Genomic DNA, 16,406 nt, shown 5'->3' on the forward strand with positions numbered 1-16,406 from the left:
CCGCGGCCGCGGTTCGAGGACGGCCTACTGGCGGTTAACTTCGGCGCGCCTACACTCCGTCCATGCTGGGTGCCTGGTTGACGCGCGGGCTGGTCATGGCGGTCGTGCACGCCGCCGCGATGACGCTGCTCGCCAAGTGGTCCGTGTTCCACCCGACCGGCCAGACGCTGTTCACGTCGCTCACCATCGCCGTACTGGTCGGCCTGGCGGCGCTGTGGAGCGCGATCGACGGCTGGCGCGGCCTGCGCGACAGAGGGCGCGCGTGGTTCATCGCCTCGCTGGTCGCGGGCGTGTGCTCGGGCATCCTGTACGTGATCGGGCGGGCGATTTTCGTCGACCAGACCGGGGTTTCCGAGCTGGGAGCGGCGCTCACCGGAGGAGCGGCGTTCTCCGCGCTGCTGGTGCTGGTGCCCGCCGGGCTGGGCCTGTTCGTCGGCGGCCGGATGCGGCGTCCGGCGGAGAATTCCGACGAGGATTCCGCCGCACCGGAACCGGACGACGAGGACGAGGACGGCGCCGGCAGCCGTTCCGGCGAACTCGAACTCCCGCCGAGCCCGGCCCCGCGGACCGCTCCGAAGCCTTCGCCGGTCAGCCGCCCAGCGGCAAACCGCGCGCGGCGCCGTCCCACTGTTGCGGGTCGATCTCCTGCACCCCGGAACCGTTGAGCGGCACGATCGTCGTGTCCGGCAAGCCGTAAAGCTGCCCGTCGAGCACGATGCCGTAACCGCGGCCGTACGCGTGCACGATGGTGGCCCCCGAGCGCAGGCGGGTTTTCACCGGCGCTTCCGGCACCTGCGGCAACGGCCGGTCGACCAGTTCCCCGGCAAGCACCGCGGCGACTGACCGCCGGTCGATCCGGATCCGCTCGCCGCGGCGGTAGAGGTCGATCATGCGGTCCGGGGACGGCATCGCGACGCCGTCGAAGGTCGCCATGCTGCGCGAGGGGGTCGAGCAGCCGCCCGCGCCTTTCACGTCGAGCCCGAAGTGCTTCAGCCCGGTCGGCGCGCCCGTCGGGCCGATCTCGGTGGCGCGCACGACGTCCAGCGAAACCAGATCGCACGGGTCGCTGACCGACGTCGGCGCGTGCCCGTCCGGACGGCGGACTAGGCCGGGGCCTTCCTTCCACGCGCCCGGGATCACGACCGGTTTGTACGGCTGCATCGTGAAATCGCGGTCCCAGAAGGTGATCGTGGTGCCCTCGGCGGTTTCGTGCGCGATGGCGAAGGCGGAGAGCGCGCCGACCCACTCCAGGTCCACGCTGAACGCGTCGACCACAGACCGGGTCCGCGGCGCGGCAGTCGTCGCGGTGGGCTCGAACCCCTTCTCCCCCAACGCTTCCACCCCCTCGCGGAACGCCGGGTCGTGCGCCCGGACGACGAACTGCCCCGCCCCGTTCCAGCCCGCCGCGCGGCCGGTGGTGTCGGTGAACATGAGGTAGTACCAGCCGTCGAGGAAGACCACCGAGGGCTGGCCGGCGCCGTAGACGTTGGCGCGGTGGACGTCGTGGGACGCGCCGAGAATCGGTTTGCCGCCGTTCGAACGGGTCCAGTGGATGCCGTCCGGGCTGGTGGCCATGCCGATCGCGTTGCCGAGCGCGTGGTCGCCCGCAGCCCCGGTGTAGTACATGAAGTAGGTGCCGCCGACGCGCAGCACGGACGGGTCGCAGGTGTGCATGCCGTCGAAGTTCCCGGGCGCGCCGGACAGGACCGCCGGGGGCGCGCCGCCACCCGGCCCGGTGAAGGGTCCGTCGGCCGAGGGACCCTCGGCGTAGAGGATGTCGTCGCCCGGCGGCGGGGCGCTGCTGTACTGGCTGCACCACCAGATCCGGGTGCGGCCGTTCTCGACCATCACGGTGGGGCCGTAGTTGTAGGACGCGTCCGCGGCCCCGGCCGCCACGACGCCCCCGCCCTGCCTGCTGGCCCCCGCGGCGAGCGCGACGTCCGCCGCCCGAGGCGGATCCTTGGGCGGTTGCGGCGCACCGCCCGCGATGCCGCCGTGCCCCGTGCCCTCGGCTTGCGGCTGGGCCATCGTCTGGCTGCACCCGGAAACGAGGGAACCGGCGATCAGCAGCGAGAGCAGCTGACGCACGGGTCGCCGACCCCCACGACGAAACGGGTGCATGATCGCCGAGTGTAGCGACAGCGGCACCGGATGGGTGAACCACATCGGGCATCTGCCGGTCAAGCGGCGGGTTTACCGGAGGCTTGCTTTTCGGTTGGTGCGCGGCGATCCGGCGCGACGGTCCGCGTCTCCGCCGGTCTCGTGAGTGGCGGCGCCGGTTCTAACCGGCACGAACACTCACGACCCCCGGGGCTGCCGCCCTCACCCCCAGCCCCAGCGGCCGCACCCTGGCGTGATGCCGGAAAGCCCGCCGCGGCACCGGAACCGCCCGGCAGCAGCGTCTAACGCGAGGTCAGGACGCGTGCGCGGCGATCCAGCGCAGCGCCAGGGCGTAACCATCCACGCCGAGGCCGACGATCACCCCGGTCGCGATGTCGGAAAGCACGCTGTGGTGCCGGAATTCCTCGCGCTTGTGCACATTGCTGATGTGCAGCTCGATCAGCGGCGCGGTGAGCTGGGCGGCGGCGTCGCGGACGGCGATCGAGTAGTGCGTCCACGCGCCGGCGTTCAGCACGACCGGGGCGCCCGCGTCGGCGGCCTCGTGCAGCCAGCCGACCATTGCGCCCTCGTGGTCGGTCTGGCGGACCTCGACGTCGAGGCCCAGCTCCTGGCCGGTCGCGACGCACAGGTGCGCGAGGTCGTCGTGCGTGGTGGAGCCGTAGACGTCCGGCTCGCGTTTGCCTAGGCGGCCGAGGTTGGGGCCGTTGAACACGAACGTCTTCACAGCAGCACGCTCCCGCCGTTTTCGGTGGACTCGGCCGCGATCGCCGAGTACGCGGCGGCGAGCAGCGACGGGTCGGGGCCCTCCAGCCTGCCGGGTTTGGCCAGGCCGTCGAGGACGACGAACCGCAGCACGCCGGAGCGGGTTTTCTTGTCGCCCTTCATGGTTTCCAGCAGCTGGGGCAGCGCGTCCGCGTCGTAGGCGGTCGGCAGGCCGATCAGCTTGAGCACCGAGGCGTGCCGGTCGGCGGTGGCGTCGTCGAGACGTCCGGCCAGCCGGGCCAGTTCCGCCGCGAACACCAGGCCGACGCTGACCGCCGCGCCGTGGCGCCAGCGGTAGCGCTCGCGGCGTTCGATGGCGTGGCCGAGGGTGTGGCCGTAGTTGAGGATTTCGCGCAGGTCGGATTCGCGCAGGTCAGCGGCGACGACGTCGGCCTTCACCTGGATCGAGCGGCGGACCAGTTCGGCGAGCACGTCGCCCGCCGGGTCGAGCGCCTGCGCCGGGTCGGCCTCGATCAGTTCGAGGATCCGCGGGTCGGCGATGAAGCCGGTCTTGACGATCTCGGCCATTCCGGCGACGAGTTCGTTGCGCGGCAAGGATTCCAGCGTCGCGAGGTCGACCAGGACGGCGGAGGGCTCGTGGAAGACGCCGACGAGGTTCTTGCCCGCTTCGGTGTTGATGCCGGTCTTCCCGCCGACGGCCGCGTCGACCATGCCGAGCAGCGTCGTCGGCACGTTCACCAGCCGGACGCCGCGCATCCAGGTGCCCGCGACGAACCCGGCGAGGTCGGTGACCGCCCCGCCGCCGAGCGCGACGACCACGCCGCGCCGGTCCAGCCCGATCCGGCCGAGGACCTCCCAGCAGAAGCTGGCGACCGAGAAGGCCTTGCCGTCCTCCGCGTCGGGAATCTCGACGCGGTGCGCGTCGAGCCCGGCCGCGGCCAGCTCGTCGCGAACAGCCTCGGCGGTGGCGGTGAGCGTCGGCGGGTGGATCAGCGCGACCTTCGACGCGTCGGCGAGCTGCTCGGTGAGTTCGCCGAGCAGGCCGCGTCCCACGAGCACGTCGTACGGCTGCGCGGTGGCGACCCGGATCCGGACGGGCGGGGTGGCGGACACGGTTCTCCTCACTGCTCCCGGGCCCGGTGGTCCTGGAGCGGGGTTTGCGGTCCGTGAGGGGCCCCTGCGGGATTCAGAGTCCCGCGGGGTTCCCCTCACGGACTTGAGCGGGCGCGGGCGGCCGGTGGCGGGTCACGGTTCGCGGACCCGGTCGGGTTCGAGGGCGGCGACGGCGGCCGCGACGACCTCTTCGGGCGTGCGCTTGTCGGTCTCGATCTCGACGGTCGCCACCTCGCGGTACACCGGCAGCCGCTGGTCGAGCAGAGCTTTGAAGGTGGCGCGCGGGTTGATGCCCGCGAGCAGCGGGCGCGCGCTGGACATGCCAGTGCGCTGGACGCCCGCCGCGAGCCCGACGTTCAGGAAGACCACCGTGTGGTCCTGAAGCCGCGCGCGGGTCCCGGGGGTGAGCGGGGCGCCGCCGCCGAGGGAGAGGACGCCGTCGTGTTCGGCGAGGGCGGTGGCGACCGCTTCCTCCTCGATCGCGCGGAACGCGGGTTCGCCGTCGTCGGCGAAGATGTCCGAGATGGCGCGTCCGGCGCGGGCGACGATGTCGTCGTCGGTGTCGCGGAAGGACACGCCGAGCGCGGCGGCCAGCAGCGGGCCGACCGTGCTCTTGCCCGAGCCCGGCGGTCCGACGACGACCGCGCGCGGGCTCACCAGCGCTCCTCGAGCGCCTTCAAGTACGACTGCGCGTTGCGCCGGGTCTCGGCCAGCGAGTCGCCGCCGAACTTCTCCAGTGCCGCGTCCGCGACGACCAGCGCCACGACCGACTCCAGCACCACGCCCGCGCGAGGCACCGCGCACACGTCGGAACGCTGGTGGATCGCCACGGCGGGCTCGCCGGTCCGGACGTCCACTGTGGACAGCGCCTTGGGCACGGTCGAGATCGGCTTCATCGCGACGCGCACCCGCAACGGCTCGCCGTTGGTGATGCCGCCCTCGAGCCCGCCCGCGCGGTTCGACCGGCGCGTGACGCCGACCGGTCCGGTGCCGCGGTCGATCTCGTCGTGCGCTTGGCTGCCCCACCGGCGGGCGGTGGTGAAGCCGTCGCCGACCTCGACGCCCTTCATCGCCTGCACGCCCATGAGCGCGCCGGCGAGCCGCGCGTCGAGACGGCGGTCCCAGTGCACGTGCGAGCCGAGGCCCGGGGGCAGGCCGTAGACGATCACCTCGATCACGCCGCCGACGGTGTCGCCCGCCTTCCGCACCGCGTCGACCTCGGCGACCATCGCCTCGGTCCCTTCGGCCGAGAACGCCCGCACCGGGCTCTCGTCGATCGCCGCGAGGTCGCCCGGCTGCGGGAGCGGGCCGTCGGGAGCGTCGGCGCCGCCGATGGAGACGACGTGGCTCAGCACCTCGGCCCCGAGCAGCTGCCGCAGGAAGTTCCGCGCGACCGTGCCGAGCGCGGTCCGCGAGGCCGTCTCGCGGGCGCTGGCGCGCTCGAGGACGGGACGGGCCTCGTCGAAGCCGTACTTCTGCATGCCGGGAAGGTCGGCGTGCCCCGGGCGGGGCCGGGTCAGCGGCTCGTTGCGGGCGAGCCCGGCGAGCTCGGCCTCGTCGACCGGATCGGCCGCCATGACCTTCTCCCACTTGGGCCACTCGGCGTTCTCGATCTGGACGGCGATCGGGCCGCCCTGGGTGACCCCGTGCCGGACCCCGCCGAGAAACTGGACCTGGTCGGTCTCGAAGCCCATCCGGGGGCTGCGGCCGAACCCGAGCCGGCGCCGCGCGAGCTGCGCGGAGAGGTCCGAGGTCGTCACCTCCACCCCGGCAGGCAGCCCTTCGAGCACAGCGGCGAGGGCGGGTCCGTGCGATTCTCCAGCGGTGATCCAGCGCAGCACCGGCCAATCCTGTCACGGCGTGTCCGGCGGCCTGGCAGAGCCCCTGGCCTCAGGTGATGCCCGTTCCAGCGGCTGGGAAGACCGCGCACGCCCAGGTGGCCAGAACCAAGCCCGGGCCGTAGGGAACGCGGAGGGGGCCGGCGCGGGTCCGGGGGCGGGCCGGGCCGGGCGGAGGTGCGGCGGGGGCGGGCTTCGGCGGGACCGCGGTGCCGGTTGGAGTAGGGGCCGGACCGGGCAGCGCGGGAACGGGGTTGGTCGGCGGAACGGACGAGACAGGCCCCGGCGGCAACGCGGCACCGGTTGACGTGAAGGCCGGACCAGACGGCGCGGGAACGGGGTCGGTCAGCGCGGGAACAGGGCTGCTCGGCGGCGCGGACGAGACAGGCCCCGGCGGCAACGCGGCACCAGTTGACGTGGGGGCCGGACCAGACGGCGCGGCAACCGGACCGGGCAGCGCGGGAACGGAGGCGGTCGGCGTGGGAACAGGGTTGGTCGGCGGCGCGGACGAGACAGGCCCCGGCGGGAACGCGGCACCCGTTGACGTGGGGGCCGGACCAGACGGCGCGGCAACCGGACCGGGCAGCGCGGGAACGGAGGCGGTCGGCGTGGGAACAGGGTTGGTCGGCGGCGCGGACGAGGCAGGCCCCGGGAGGACCGCAGCATCGATCGGCGCAGCAACGGGAGCAGACGGCGCGGGAGTGGGGTCGGTCGGCGCGGAGGGGGCGGTTGCCGGAGCAGAGGACGGGGCGGGACTGGCTGTCTCGTGCGCACGGGCGAGGTCCGGCTGGGCGAGACTGGCCGCTAAGGGGTCGGATTGGCTCGGTGTGGGCTCGTGGAGTTCTCCTTCGGCTGCCGAGCGGAGCGAGGGTGCGACGGTCCGGTCGGTGACGGATGAGGGTGAAGCAAGCCGGGCAGAAGACCTCGTCTGGCGGATCCGGCGCAGCAGCCACATCGGTACGACACCCGCCAGGCTCGCCAGCGCTGCCAGGACGGCAGCCACCGCGGGGGCCAGTCCGCCGACTGCGCCCAGGACGGCGCCGCATGACCCGGCCAGCTTCACGTCACCGGGGCCGAGGCCGCCCGCCGACAACCTGTGGACGATCAGGTGTGTCCCGCCGAACAGCAGGCATCCCAGGAGAGCACCGACCGCCAACCGCCAGCCTCCGCCGCTCAGGGCGGCGAGGGTGAGGGTCAGGGCGACGGCCGGGTAGGCGGGCAGGGTGAGGATGTCCGGGAGGCGGCGGTGCCGGGCGTCAGCCAAGGCGAGGGGCACGCCCAGTACCGAGACCAGCCACGCCACGGGCAGCCACCAAGCCGGAAGCGCGCCCGCGTCGGCGCGGCACGCGGCCACTGCTGCGGCCGCGACGGCAGCGGTCATGCCGATCGCCGCGGAGACCGGGGCACCGGCTTTCTTCGTCATCATCAGCAGCACGGGGACCACCGCCCCGGCTGCGAGCACTGCTGTCAGAACCATGCGCCCAGCCTGTCGAAAACGCCTGGACCAGGGCAAACAAATCACGGTGCGAGGGGACCCCTCGTGCGCGACACGCCGGAAGGTTCACTCGGCGGAGGCACTTTCAGCCGGGGGAAGAAGCGAGGAAAGCTCGCCGGTATCCGGTCGGATTGACGCCTCGCAAGCGTTTGAAAGCCGAACTGAACCCGAACGCGTCCGAGTACCCCACCGCGCAGGCCACCTCCGCGATCGGCATCGACGGCTGTTCGGTCAGAAGGTCCGCGGCCAGGGTCATCCGCCATCGGGTCAGGTACGTCATCGGCGGCTCGCCGACCAGGTCCGCGAAGCGTTTGGCCAGCGTGGACCGCGAAACTCCGGCCCGCGCGGCCAGCGTGACGACCGTCCACGGGGCCGCCGGATCCGCGTGCAGCAGCCGGAGAGCGGCGCCCACCACCGGGTCCCGCTGGGCCGTCCACCACGGCGGCGGGGTGCCGCCTGGACGGTCGAACCAGTCGCGCAGCAGGCAGACCAGCATCCAGTCCAAGAGACGGTCCAGGACGATCTGCTGGCCCGGCGCGTCGACGGCCAGTTCGGCGGCCAGGTGGTCCAGCACCGGGTCCTCCGCGGCCGAGGAGGGCGGCCGGACGACTATTGGCAGGGCATCCAGCAGCGCGGACATCCGGCCGCGGCTGCGCACTGGGTACGCGCCGACGATCAGGTTCGTTTCGCCGTGGAACGGGTCGTTCCAGCCAAGGTGGTGCTGGGCGCCGCCCTGATCGGGAGTGGCGCAGAACTCGCCGCATTCGACGGGGACGGCGGTGGTGTCCAGGCTGTCCACGAAGGAGAACGGCCCGCGGACGAGGACGGTCTCGCGGGCGCGCAGCAGTTCGGGCGGATGGTCCTCCGGCACGATCCAGCCCTCGCCGCTCAACAGCGTGCACAGGGTCAGCGGCGCACTGTCCACGAACCGGAGCGACCACGGAGCGGACAGGGCCGTGCAGCCGAACAACGAGCCGTGCGCCCGGACCCCGCGGATCAAATCGCTGAACGCGTCCACTCGCCCGAGGTTAGACGAATGGACAGGCAATCCGGCGTATCGTCTATGGGATCGTCCGGGCACACCCGGTTGAATCGCAGCCATGAGCACCCTCACCGACCACGATCTCGAGTTCCTCCGCCGTCCTCTGCACGGCTTCCTGACCGTCGCCGCCGGACCGCGGCCGCCGCGGCCCCGGCCGGTGTGGTTCGAGGCCACTGACGAGGGCACGATCCAGCTGTTCACGTCCCCGGACTCGGTCAAGATCCGCCAGTTGCGCGAGGATCCGCGCGCGTCGATCGTCGTCGCGGCTCCGGTCGGGGAACCGGAGCGCTGGGTGTCCGTCGCCGGGCGCGTCACGATCGAGGCCGACGGCGGGCACGACCTCGCCCGCAGGCTCGCCGAACGGTACTGGGACCTCAGCACCGAGGAAGGCGCCGCCGGCGCGAAGATCCTGCGAGACCTCCCCCAGGTCCGGGTCGTCATCCACCCGGAGAAGGTGCACCGCTACGCGTTCTGAGCCGTCCGCGCGCGGATCGCCTGCACCAGCAGCACCAGACCGGAGATCACGCAGACCGCTTCGGTGATCACGCCCCAGTATTCGTACTGGCTGTTGAACTGGTCGTGCACGCCGTAGAAGCCCACCGTCACCGACAGCAGGTAGGCCAGCAGCGTCACGCCGCCGAAGCCCAGCGTGAGAAACGCCGGGAGCCAATGCCGCCAGGCGAGCAAGGCGATCGCGATCGCCACGCCGGCGACGCCGTTCACCAGGAAGAGCGGCCCGACCACGGGGATGTCCGCGTAGCCGCTGCCCCAGTACAGGGAGAAGTGGATCGCCGCCGAGCCAGCCAGGCCCGCCGCACCCAGCACACGCATCCAAGTGGTCACCACGGCGTCTCCTTCCGCGCGGAATACCGGATACGGACTACACGCACGGGCGACCGCGGCGGTTCACCGGCGCCCGGAAGGGCCCCGGTTCGTTGCACAGGGCATGACTGCCGAACTTCACTCCCGCCGTTCCGTCCTCGTCTCCGGGGCGGCCGTCGCGGGGACCGCCGCCGTCGCTCTCACCGCCTGCGGGAGCGGCGACGGCGGATCCGGACAGGCCGCGCACAAGCCGGGCGGCAAGGTGATCGCACTGGCGGAAGTGCCGGTGGGCCAAGCGAAATCCGCGAAAACCCCGGACGGGCAGGAAGTGCTCGTGGCACAGCCCGCGAAGGGGACGGTCGCCTGTTTCAGCGCCGTCTGCACGCACCAGGGCTGCACGGTGAATCCGCCGGAGAACGGCCAGGCGAGCTGTCCGTGCCACGGTTCGGTGTTCGACGCGCTGACCGGCGAGGTGAAGAAGGGGCCGGCGAGCCAGCCATTGTCCAAAGTGGCCGTGAAGATCGAGAACGGCGAGGTCGTCACGGCGTGACCGGAATCGCCCTTTGTGGACAGTCACGGTCCACAAAGGGCGTTCGGATCAATCGTTCCAGGTGAACAGCTCGCCGGCGGCGGCGACCGTGCGGCCGCCTTCGAGGCCGGCGAGGACGTCGGCGGACGCGTCGAGCCCGACGACCGGGACGATCGGCGAGTAGCCCTTGGCGGCGACCGCTTCGGGGTCCCAGCCCACGATCGGCTGGCCGGCCCGCACCTTTTCGCCCTTGACGACGTGCAGGGTGAACCCCTCGCCCTTCTCCTTGACCGTGTCGATGCCGAGGTGCACGAGCACCGCGCGGCCGTCCTCAGTGGCCACGACGTACGCGTGCGGGTGCAGCGTCACCACGGTCCCGTCGACCGGCGCGACCGCGTCGGCGCGGCCGCCGGACGGCTTGACCGCGATGCCAGGGCCCACCATCGCCTCGGCGAACACCGGATCCGGCACCTCGGTGATCGCGACGACCTCGCCCGCGACCGGGCTCAGGATCGGCAGGCTCACATCAAGTCCTCGATGTCGCTGGCGATGGTGTCCGCCTCCGGGCCGACGATGACCTGGACCGCCGAGCCCATCTTCACGACGCCCATCGCGCCGGCCGACTTCAGTGCGGCTTCGTCCACCAAGGACATGTCCTCGATCTCGCACCGCAGCCGCGTGATGCAGCCCTCGATCTCGACGAGATTGTCCGCGCCGCCGAGCGCCGCGAGAATCTTTTCCGGCCTGTCATCCGCCATCGCGGCCTCCTCGTATCCCGTTGGTTTTCCACTCGGAACAGGTGCGCTCCGCCACCATTACTACGCCGTTTGCCACGTTGCCGGGCGAGCCCGGCCACGAACGGATAACGGTGGTTGACACCTGCTCGCGCTGCGGAGCATCCTGCCCCATCAGATCATTGGTCTAGACCGGAACGTACCAATCTTCCGGCGCGGACGCGAGCACCGGCCCCGGTGCGCGAGAAGCGAGGGAGGGTGACACCGAGATGAGTGCGGCCGCGCACATTCCGCCGTCCGACCCCGCCGACCGCGTGGTCAACGGGCCGACCCCGAAGCACGCCCAGCTGCGGGAGATCCTGCGCCGCCTGGTGGAGCGCGAGCTCCCGCCGGGCTCGCCGATCCCGTCCGAGCGAGAGCTCGCGCAGCACTACGGCGTTTCGAGGCTCACCGTCCGCTCGGCGATCGGGAAGCTCGTCGAGGAAGGACTGCTGGCCCGGGTCAGGGGCAAGGGCACCTTCACCGCCGCCCGGCGGATGGAACTGCAGGTGTACCTGATGTCGTTCACCGACGACATGCGCCGGCGCGGGCTCACCCCGACCACCGAAGTGATCTCGACCTCGACCGAGGTCCCGCCGGTGACTTCGGCGCACGCGCTCGGCCTGTCCGAGGGCGTGCCCGCGCACCGGCTCGTGCGGCTGCGGCGCGCCGACGGCGTTCCGCTGGCCGTGGAACGCGGCTGGTACCACGCGGGCCGGACCCCCGGCCTGCTCGACCTCGACCTGACCCGTTCGCTCTACGCCCAGCTGGCCGAAGCGTTTTCGCGCCGGCCGGACCAGGCGTACCAGACGGTCTGGGCCGAATCCGCGGACCGCGAGACGGCGCGCCTGCTCGGCATGCGCACCGGCAGTCCGCTCCTGGTGTTCCGCCGGGTCTCCAGCTCCGGCGGCGAACCGGTCGAGGACATGACGTCCTGGTACCGGGGCGACCACTACCAGGTGACCATGCAGCTGGACCGGAACTCCCCGGGTTCCGGCGACCAACCCCACAATGGAGGTATCCGATGAGCGCCACCACCGCGGCTGGGGCCGGCGGGAAGAAGAAGGGCGGCGGCCTCGCCGGGCTGCAGCGCTTCGGCCGCAGCCTCATGCTGCCGATCGCGACCCTGCCCGCGGCCGGTCTGCTGAACCGGCTCGGCCAGGACGACGTCCTCGGCAAGGACGGGCTGAACTGGGGCAAAGCGGCCGACGTGATCGGCGCGGCAGGCGGCGGCATCTTCGACTGGCTGCCGCTGATCTTCGCGATCGGCATCGCGGTCGGCTTCGCCCGCAAGGGCGACGGCTCGACCGCGGTCGCGGCCGTCATCGGCTGGGTCGTGTTCAACAAGGTGATCCAGGCGATCGCCCCGATCAAGAGCCAGCAGGGCTACAAGCCTGGCTGGGACCTCGCGCCGATCCACTGGCCCTACAGCGTGCTGACCGGCATCGTGTCCGGCATCGTGGCGGCTCTGCTGTGGCAGCGCTACCACCGGATCAAGCTGCCGTCCTGGCTCGCCTTCTTCGGCGGCCGCCGGTTCGTGCCGATCATCACCGCGCTGGCGATGATCGTGCTCGGCGTGATCTTCGGCCTGCTGTTCAAGTACGTCGACGAGGGAATCACCGCGGCGGGCAAGGCGGTCGTCGGTTCGCCGGTCCTCGGCGGCGGGATCTACGGCCTGCTCAACCGCCTGCTCATCCCGGTCGGCCTGCACCAGCTGCTGAACGTGCCGGTGTGGTTCATCTTCGGCGGCGGCGACCTCACCAACTTCTTCAACCACGTGCAGGGTTCCGGCTCGTTCATGACCGGGTTCTTCCCGATCATGATGTTCGCCCTCCCGGCCGCGGCGTTCGCGATCGTGCACACCGCGCGTCCCGGCCAGCGCAAGCTCGTCGGCAGCATCATGATCTCGGCCGCGCTCACCGCCTTCGTCACCGGCGTCACCGAGCCGATCGAGTTCGCGTTCATGTTCGTCGCGTGGCCGCTGTACATCTTCCACGCGGTGATGACCGGCATCTCGCTCGCGGTCTGCAACGCACTCGGCATCCACCTCGGCTTCTCGTTCTCCGGCGGCGCGATCGACTTCGCGCTGAACTCGTCGCTGGACACCGCGCAGAAAGCGTGGCTGCTGATCCCGATCGGGCTCGTGTTCGCCGTGATCTACTACGTGGTGTTCCGCGTCGTGATCACCAAGTTCAACCTGCGCACGCCGGGCCGCGAGGACGACTCGATCGAGGGCGACCTCGAGCGCACGGCCGCGAAGTAACACCCGAAAACAGCAAGAGAGGTACACCATGCCGGAGAAACGCGTCACCGTGGCCAGCAAGGTGGGGCTGCACGCCCGCCCGGCCGCACTGGTCGCCAAGGCGGCCGCGGCCCAGCCCGTGGCGGTGCAGATCGCCAAGGACGGCGGCGAACCGGTGGCCGCCGGCAGCGTCCTCAACCTGATGACCCTCGCCGCCGCGTACGGCGACGAGGTCGTCATCAGCGCCGAAGGAGACGGTGCCGAGGCGGCGGTCGAGGCCGTCGCCGAGCTGGTCGCCACCGATCTCGACGCTCAGTAGCGATACCGCTCCACGGGGAAAACACGAACCGTGCGGGGCTCCCGGACTTCCGGGGCCCCGCACGGTTCGTTCGCGTCCGGGCACTGCGGAACGGCGCCGGGGCGGGCCCTATTACGCTGGCGGGCATGGAGAGTCTGCGCCTGATCGACGAATGGCCAGTGGACAACGCCGCGGCCGGGGCGGTCTCCGCTTCCGGCGAGGTGCGCGGACGCCACGGCGACCCGGCCCGCCCGTTCCGGCTCGCGTCGGTCACCAAACTGCTCACCGCCTACGCCGCGCACATCGCGATCGAAGAGGGCGTCGTCGAACTGGACACGCCTGCCGGGCCGAAAGGCTCCACCGTCGCGCACCTGCTCGCGCACACCTCCGGGCTCGCCTTCGACGCGCACAAGGCGATGGCCGAGCCGGGCACGCGCAGGCTGTACTCCAACGCCGGGTTCGAGGAACTCGCCGACGCGCTGGCCGAGCATTCCGGCATCGCGTTCGCCGAGTACCAGCGGGAGGCGCTTTTCGAACCGCTGGGCATGACGTCGACCCGGCTGGAGGGCTCCCCCGCCGCGGGCGCGGTGTCCACATTGGACGACCTGCTCCGGTTCGCCGCGGAACTGCAGGCTCCCAAGCTGCTCGCGCCGGAAACCCTCAGCGCGGCCACGGAAATCGCGTTCCCGGGGCTGAACGGCGTGCTGCCCGGCTTCGGGCACCAGAAGCCGAACGACTGGGGCCTCGGCTTCGAACTGCGCGACCACAAGAGCCCGCACTGGACGGGCGCGAACAGCTCGCCGCGCACGTTCGGCCACTTCGGGCAGTCCGGTACTTTCCTGTGGGTGGACCCGGAAGCGGGACACGCCTGCGTCGCGCTCGCCGACCGTTCGTTCGGACCGTGGGCGGCGCAAGTCTGGCCGCCGTTCACCGACGCCGTGCTGGCGGAACTCTCCGCGTGAGACGCTGGTGGGCGCTGGCCGCTCTGCTGCTCGTGGCGAGTTGTTCCGCCCCGGCCGCGCAAACCCAAGCACCGCAACCGTTGCCCGCGCCGGACGCTCCGCTTCCGTTGGGCACCAACGGTGCCGCGGCGCCCAAACTCGACTGGGCGCCGTGCCACGGCGGTTTCCAATGCGCGACCGCGCCGGTTCCGCTGAGCTACCGCGAACCCGGCGGCGCGAAGCTGAATCTTTCGGTGATCCGCATGCCGGCCACCGATCCCGCGCACCGCGTCGGGTCGCTGATGATCAATTTCGGCGGTCCGGGCACCGACGGCGTCGGCGAGCTGATGCGGTTCGGCCCGCGGTATCCGGACGAGCTGCGGGCCAAATTCGACCTGGTGAGCTTCGATCCACGTGGCATCGGCGGCAGTGCCCCGGTGCAATGCCCAGGAACGCCGCCCGCCGCCGGTTCGCCGTTGCGGGACAGCGCGGCGTTCTGGGCCGCCAGCGCGGCCGTCGGCAAGGCGTGCGCGGCTGGCACCGGCGCCGAGCTGTCGCATCTGTCGACCGCGAATGTCGCGCGGGACATGGATGTGCTCCGACAGGCGCTGGGCGAGCAGCAGCTGAACTTCTACGGCTATTCCTACGGCACCTATCTCGGCGGCACCTACGCGAACCTGTTCCCCGGCAAGCTGCGCGCGATGGTCCTCGACGGGACGCTCGACCTCGTGGCGAACTCGACCGGACAGCCGGGTCAGCAGCACAAACCGGTCGACGTGCGCGCCGATGTCGCGACGGCCCAGCAGCAGGAACTCGAAGCGTTCTTCGCTGCCTGCGCCGCGGCTGGACCGGGCAAATGCGCGTTCGCCGGCGGTGACTTGAAACAGAAATTCGCCGCGGTGTTCGCCCGGCTGACGCACGGTCCGGTCGGCGGCATGACGGTGGCGTCGCTGATGGAAACGATCGATCGGGCGCTGTATCAATCATCCCGGTGGCCGCGGCTGGCGAAGACGCTCGCCGGGCTCGTGCCGTCGTCGCCGGTGTCCCCCGCGCCGGTGCTGGATCCGCGCGTGCCGACGCATTCGCCCGGGTTCCTGGCGGTGCAGTGCCTGGACAGCGAACTCCCCCAGGACACCGCCAAGTACGCCGAACTCGCTGCCGCTGAAGAAAAACGCCAGCCGTATTTCGGGATCGCACCGGTGTTTTCGATGGCGCAGTGCGTCGGCTGGCCCGCCCGGGACGAGGACCGGTACCTCGGACCGTGGAACCGGCCGCGGCAGCATCCGATCCTGATCCTGGCCAACCGGAACGATCCGGTCACCCCGCTCGCCAACGCCCAGGCCACCGCACGGGAACTCGGCGACGGCCACGTAATCGTGGTCGACGGTGCCGGACACACGACGCTCGACGTGCCCAGCACAGCCGCTTCCGGGGCGACGGCACGGTATTTCGTTGATCTGACCGTGCCGCCGGAAGGAACGGTTTACCCGCCGGAGGTCCGGCCGTTCCCCTAGTTCAGCACGTTGATCGGCTCGCCCGCCCGGAAGGCGGCGATGTCCTCCACCGCGCCGCCATAGAAAATCTCGTACGTTTCCCGGCTCACGTAGCCGATGTGCGGCGTCAGGATCGCGTTGTCCAACGTCCGCAGCGGGTGATCCGCGGGCAGCGGCTCCACGTCGTAGACATCCAGCGCGGCCGCCGCGATCTTCTTGCCGCGCAACGCGTCCACGAGTGCCGATTCGTCGACGATCGGCCCGCGCGAAGTGTTCACCAGCAACGCGGCCGGCTTCATCGCGGCGAGTTCGGCAGCACCGACCAACCCGCGAGTGCGCTCGGACAGGACCAAGTGGACCGACAACACATCGGACCGCGCGAACAAGTCCTCTTTGGACACTGCTGTGACGCCATGCTCGGCCGCCCGCTCCGGCGTGAGATTCTGGCTCCACGCAATCGGTTTCATCCCGAACGCCTGGCCGATCCGCGCGACCTCGGCCCCCAGCCTGCCGAGCCCGAGCAGGCCCAGTGTCTTGTCCCGCAACGCCATCCCGAGACCGACCTGCCAGCCGCCCTCGCGCATCGAACGGAACTCGAGCGGCAGATTGCGCGCACCGGCCAGGATGAGCGCCCACGCGTGTTCGACCGTCGGCGCGGCGAGAGCCCCGGTCGCGGACACCACGACGCCACAGCGCTTCGCCGCGTCCAGATCGATCGCCGCGTTCCGCCTGCCGGTGCTGACCAGCAGTTTCAGCTCCGGCAGCCGGTCGAACACCGCGGCCGGGAACGGCGTGCGCTCGCGCATCGCGACCACGACGTCGAACCCGGCCAGCCGCGTCACTGTCTCGTCCGGCCCGGCGAACGGCTCGTCGAACACCTCGATCTCCGCGCCGAGCGAGCCCCAGTCCGCACACTGGAGAGCCACGTTCTGGTAGTCGTCGAGGATCGCGATCTTCATGCCGCCCACCGTAACCC

The 16,406-nt window shown here is 71.3% G+C and carries 19 protein-coding genes; 8 read left to right on the forward strand and 11 right to left on the reverse strand.

The window, feature by feature from the left end:
• Positions 1-62: 62 nt before the first annotated feature.
• Positions 63-665 (forward strand): B-4DMT family transporter, encoded by a 603-nt coding sequence (locus tag H4281_RS09170; RefSeq protein WP_182890447.1) that lies wholly within the window; start codon positions 63-65, stop codon positions 663-665.
• Here the strand turns inward: H4281_RS09170 and H4281_RS09175 are convergent.
• The 7 genes from H4281_RS09175 to H4281_RS09205 all read right to left on the reverse strand — a co-directional run bounded on the left by H4281_RS09175 (position 589) and on the right by H4281_RS09205 (position 8,308).
• Positions 589-2,079 carry a glycoside hydrolase family protein gene (locus H4281_RS09175; RefSeq protein ID WP_220507033.1) on the reverse strand — a complete coding sequence of 497 codons (1,491 nt, stop codon included), beginning with the start codon at positions 2,077-2,079 and terminating at the stop codon, positions 589-591. The two genes, H4281_RS09170 and H4281_RS09175, sit on opposite strands and share 77 nt — an antisense overlap.
• A gap of 334 nt (positions 2,080-2,413) precedes the next feature.
• Positions 2,414-2,845, reverse strand: a complete 432-nt coding sequence (gene aroQ, locus H4281_RS09180) for a type II 3-dehydroquinate dehydratase (protein ID WP_182890449.1) — start codon at positions 2,843-2,845, stop codon at positions 2,414-2,416.
• On the reverse strand, positions 2,842-3,957 hold the full coding sequence (aroB, locus tag H4281_RS09185) for a 3-dehydroquinate synthase (protein ID WP_182890450.1): 1,116 nt from the start codon (positions 3,955-3,957) through the stop codon (positions 2,842-2,844). Before aroB ends, aroQ begins: the two co-directional genes overlap by 4 nt.
• A gap of 132 nt (positions 3,958-4,089) precedes the next feature.
• The gene (locus H4281_RS09190) at positions 4,090-4,614 is read right to left on the reverse strand and encodes a shikimate kinase (protein WP_182890451.1); all 525 of its coding nucleotides are present in this window, start codon (positions 4,612-4,614) and stop codon (positions 4,090-4,092) included.
• Positions 4,611-5,798: a chorismate synthase gene (aroC, locus tag H4281_RS09195; RefSeq protein WP_182890452.1), complete on the reverse strand. Its 1,188-nt coding sequence runs from the start codon at positions 5,796-5,798 to the stop codon at positions 4,611-4,613. Before aroC ends, H4281_RS09190 begins: the two co-directional genes overlap by 4 nt.
• Before the next feature lie 49 nt (positions 5,799-5,847).
• Positions 5,848-7,272, reverse strand: a complete 1,425-nt coding sequence (locus H4281_RS45515) for a prepilin peptidase (RefSeq protein ID WP_246411617.1) — start codon at positions 7,270-7,272, stop codon at positions 5,848-5,850.
• Positions 7,273-7,375: 103 nt separating this feature from the next.
• Entirely contained in the window at positions 7,376-8,308 is a 933-nt protein-coding gene (locus tag H4281_RS09205) for an AraC family transcriptional regulator (protein WP_182890453.1), read from the reverse strand.
• Positions 8,309-8,390: 82 nt separating this feature from the next.
• Here H4281_RS09205 and H4281_RS09210 point away from each other — a divergent pair, with 82 nt between their 5' ends.
• Positions 8,391-8,807: a pyridoxamine 5'-phosphate oxidase family protein gene (locus tag H4281_RS09210; protein WP_182890454.1), complete on the forward strand. Its 417-nt coding sequence runs from the start codon at positions 8,391-8,393 to the stop codon at positions 8,805-8,807.
• On the opposite strand, the gene H4281_RS09215 is transcribed toward H4281_RS09210, so the two are convergent.
• Positions 8,795-9,175, reverse strand: a complete 381-nt coding sequence (locus H4281_RS09215) for a hypothetical protein (RefSeq protein ID WP_182890455.1) — start codon at positions 9,173-9,175, stop codon at positions 8,795-8,797. The genes H4281_RS09210 and H4281_RS09215 overlap by 13 nt on opposite strands.
• A gap of 103 nt (positions 9,176-9,278) precedes the next feature.
• On the opposite strand from H4281_RS09215, the gene H4281_RS09220 reads away from it, so the two are divergent.
• Positions 9,279-9,704, forward strand: a complete 426-nt coding sequence (locus tag H4281_RS09220) for a Rieske (2Fe-2S) protein (protein WP_182890456.1) — start codon at positions 9,279-9,281, stop codon at positions 9,702-9,704.
• 48 nt (positions 9,705-9,752) lie between these two features.
• Here the strand turns inward: H4281_RS09220 and H4281_RS09225 are convergent, their stop codons facing one another.
• Together H4281_RS09225 and H4281_RS09230 are read right to left on the reverse strand one after the other, a co-directional pair.
• Positions 9,753-10,208 (reverse strand): PTS sugar transporter subunit IIA, encoded by a 456-nt coding sequence (locus H4281_RS09225; RefSeq protein ID WP_182890457.1) that lies wholly within the window; start codon positions 10,206-10,208, stop codon positions 9,753-9,755.
• Positions 10,205-10,441 (reverse strand): PTS sugar transporter subunit IIB, encoded by a 237-nt coding sequence (locus tag H4281_RS09230; RefSeq protein WP_037818963.1) that lies wholly within the window; start codon positions 10,439-10,441, stop codon positions 10,205-10,207. The genes H4281_RS09225 and H4281_RS09230 overlap by 4 nt, the downstream gene beginning before the upstream one ends.
• A gap of 245 nt (positions 10,442-10,686) precedes the next feature.
• On the opposite strand from H4281_RS09230, the gene H4281_RS09235 reads away from it, so the two are divergent.
• The 5 genes from H4281_RS09235 (at position 10,687) to H4281_RS09255 (ending at position 15,451) form a co-directional block, all read left to right on the forward strand.
• Positions 10,687-11,484 carry a GntR family transcriptional regulator gene (locus tag H4281_RS09235; protein ID WP_182890458.1) on the forward strand — a complete coding sequence of 266 codons (798 nt, stop codon included), beginning with the start codon at positions 10,687-10,689 and terminating at the stop codon, positions 11,482-11,484.
• Positions 11,481-12,719 carry a PTS transporter subunit EIIC gene (locus H4281_RS09240; protein ID WP_182890459.1) on the forward strand — a complete coding sequence of 413 codons (1,239 nt, stop codon included), beginning with the start codon at positions 11,481-11,483 and terminating at the stop codon, positions 12,717-12,719. The genes H4281_RS09235 and H4281_RS09240 overlap by 4 nt, the downstream gene beginning before the upstream one ends.
• Before the next feature lie 28 nt (positions 12,720-12,747).
• Positions 12,748-13,017 carry an HPr family phosphocarrier protein gene (locus tag H4281_RS09245; RefSeq protein WP_033291653.1) on the forward strand — a complete coding sequence of 90 codons (270 nt, stop codon included), beginning with the start codon at positions 12,748-12,750 and terminating at the stop codon, positions 13,015-13,017.
• 125 nt (positions 13,018-13,142) lie between these two features.
• Entirely contained in the window at positions 13,143-13,958 is an 816-nt protein-coding gene (locus H4281_RS09250) for a serine hydrolase domain-containing protein (protein WP_182890460.1), read from the forward strand.
• Entirely contained in the window at positions 13,955-15,451 is a 1,497-nt protein-coding gene (locus H4281_RS09255; RefSeq protein WP_182890461.1) for an alpha/beta fold hydrolase, read from the forward strand. The genes H4281_RS09250 and H4281_RS09255 overlap by 4 nt, the downstream gene beginning before the upstream one ends.
• On the opposite strand, the gene H4281_RS09260 is transcribed toward H4281_RS09255, so the two are convergent.
• Positions 15,448-16,389, reverse strand: a complete 942-nt coding sequence (locus tag H4281_RS09260) for a D-2-hydroxyacid dehydrogenase family protein (protein WP_182890462.1) — start codon at positions 16,387-16,389, stop codon at positions 15,448-15,450. The two genes, H4281_RS09255 and H4281_RS09260, sit on opposite strands and share 4 nt — an antisense overlap.
• Positions 16,390-16,406: the final 17 nt, after the last annotated feature.

This window comes from Amycolatopsis dendrobii (assembly GCF_014145675.1).
Taxonomy (GTDB): Bacteria; Actinomycetota; Actinomycetes; order Mycobacteriales; family Pseudonocardiaceae; genus Amycolatopsis; species Amycolatopsis dendrobii.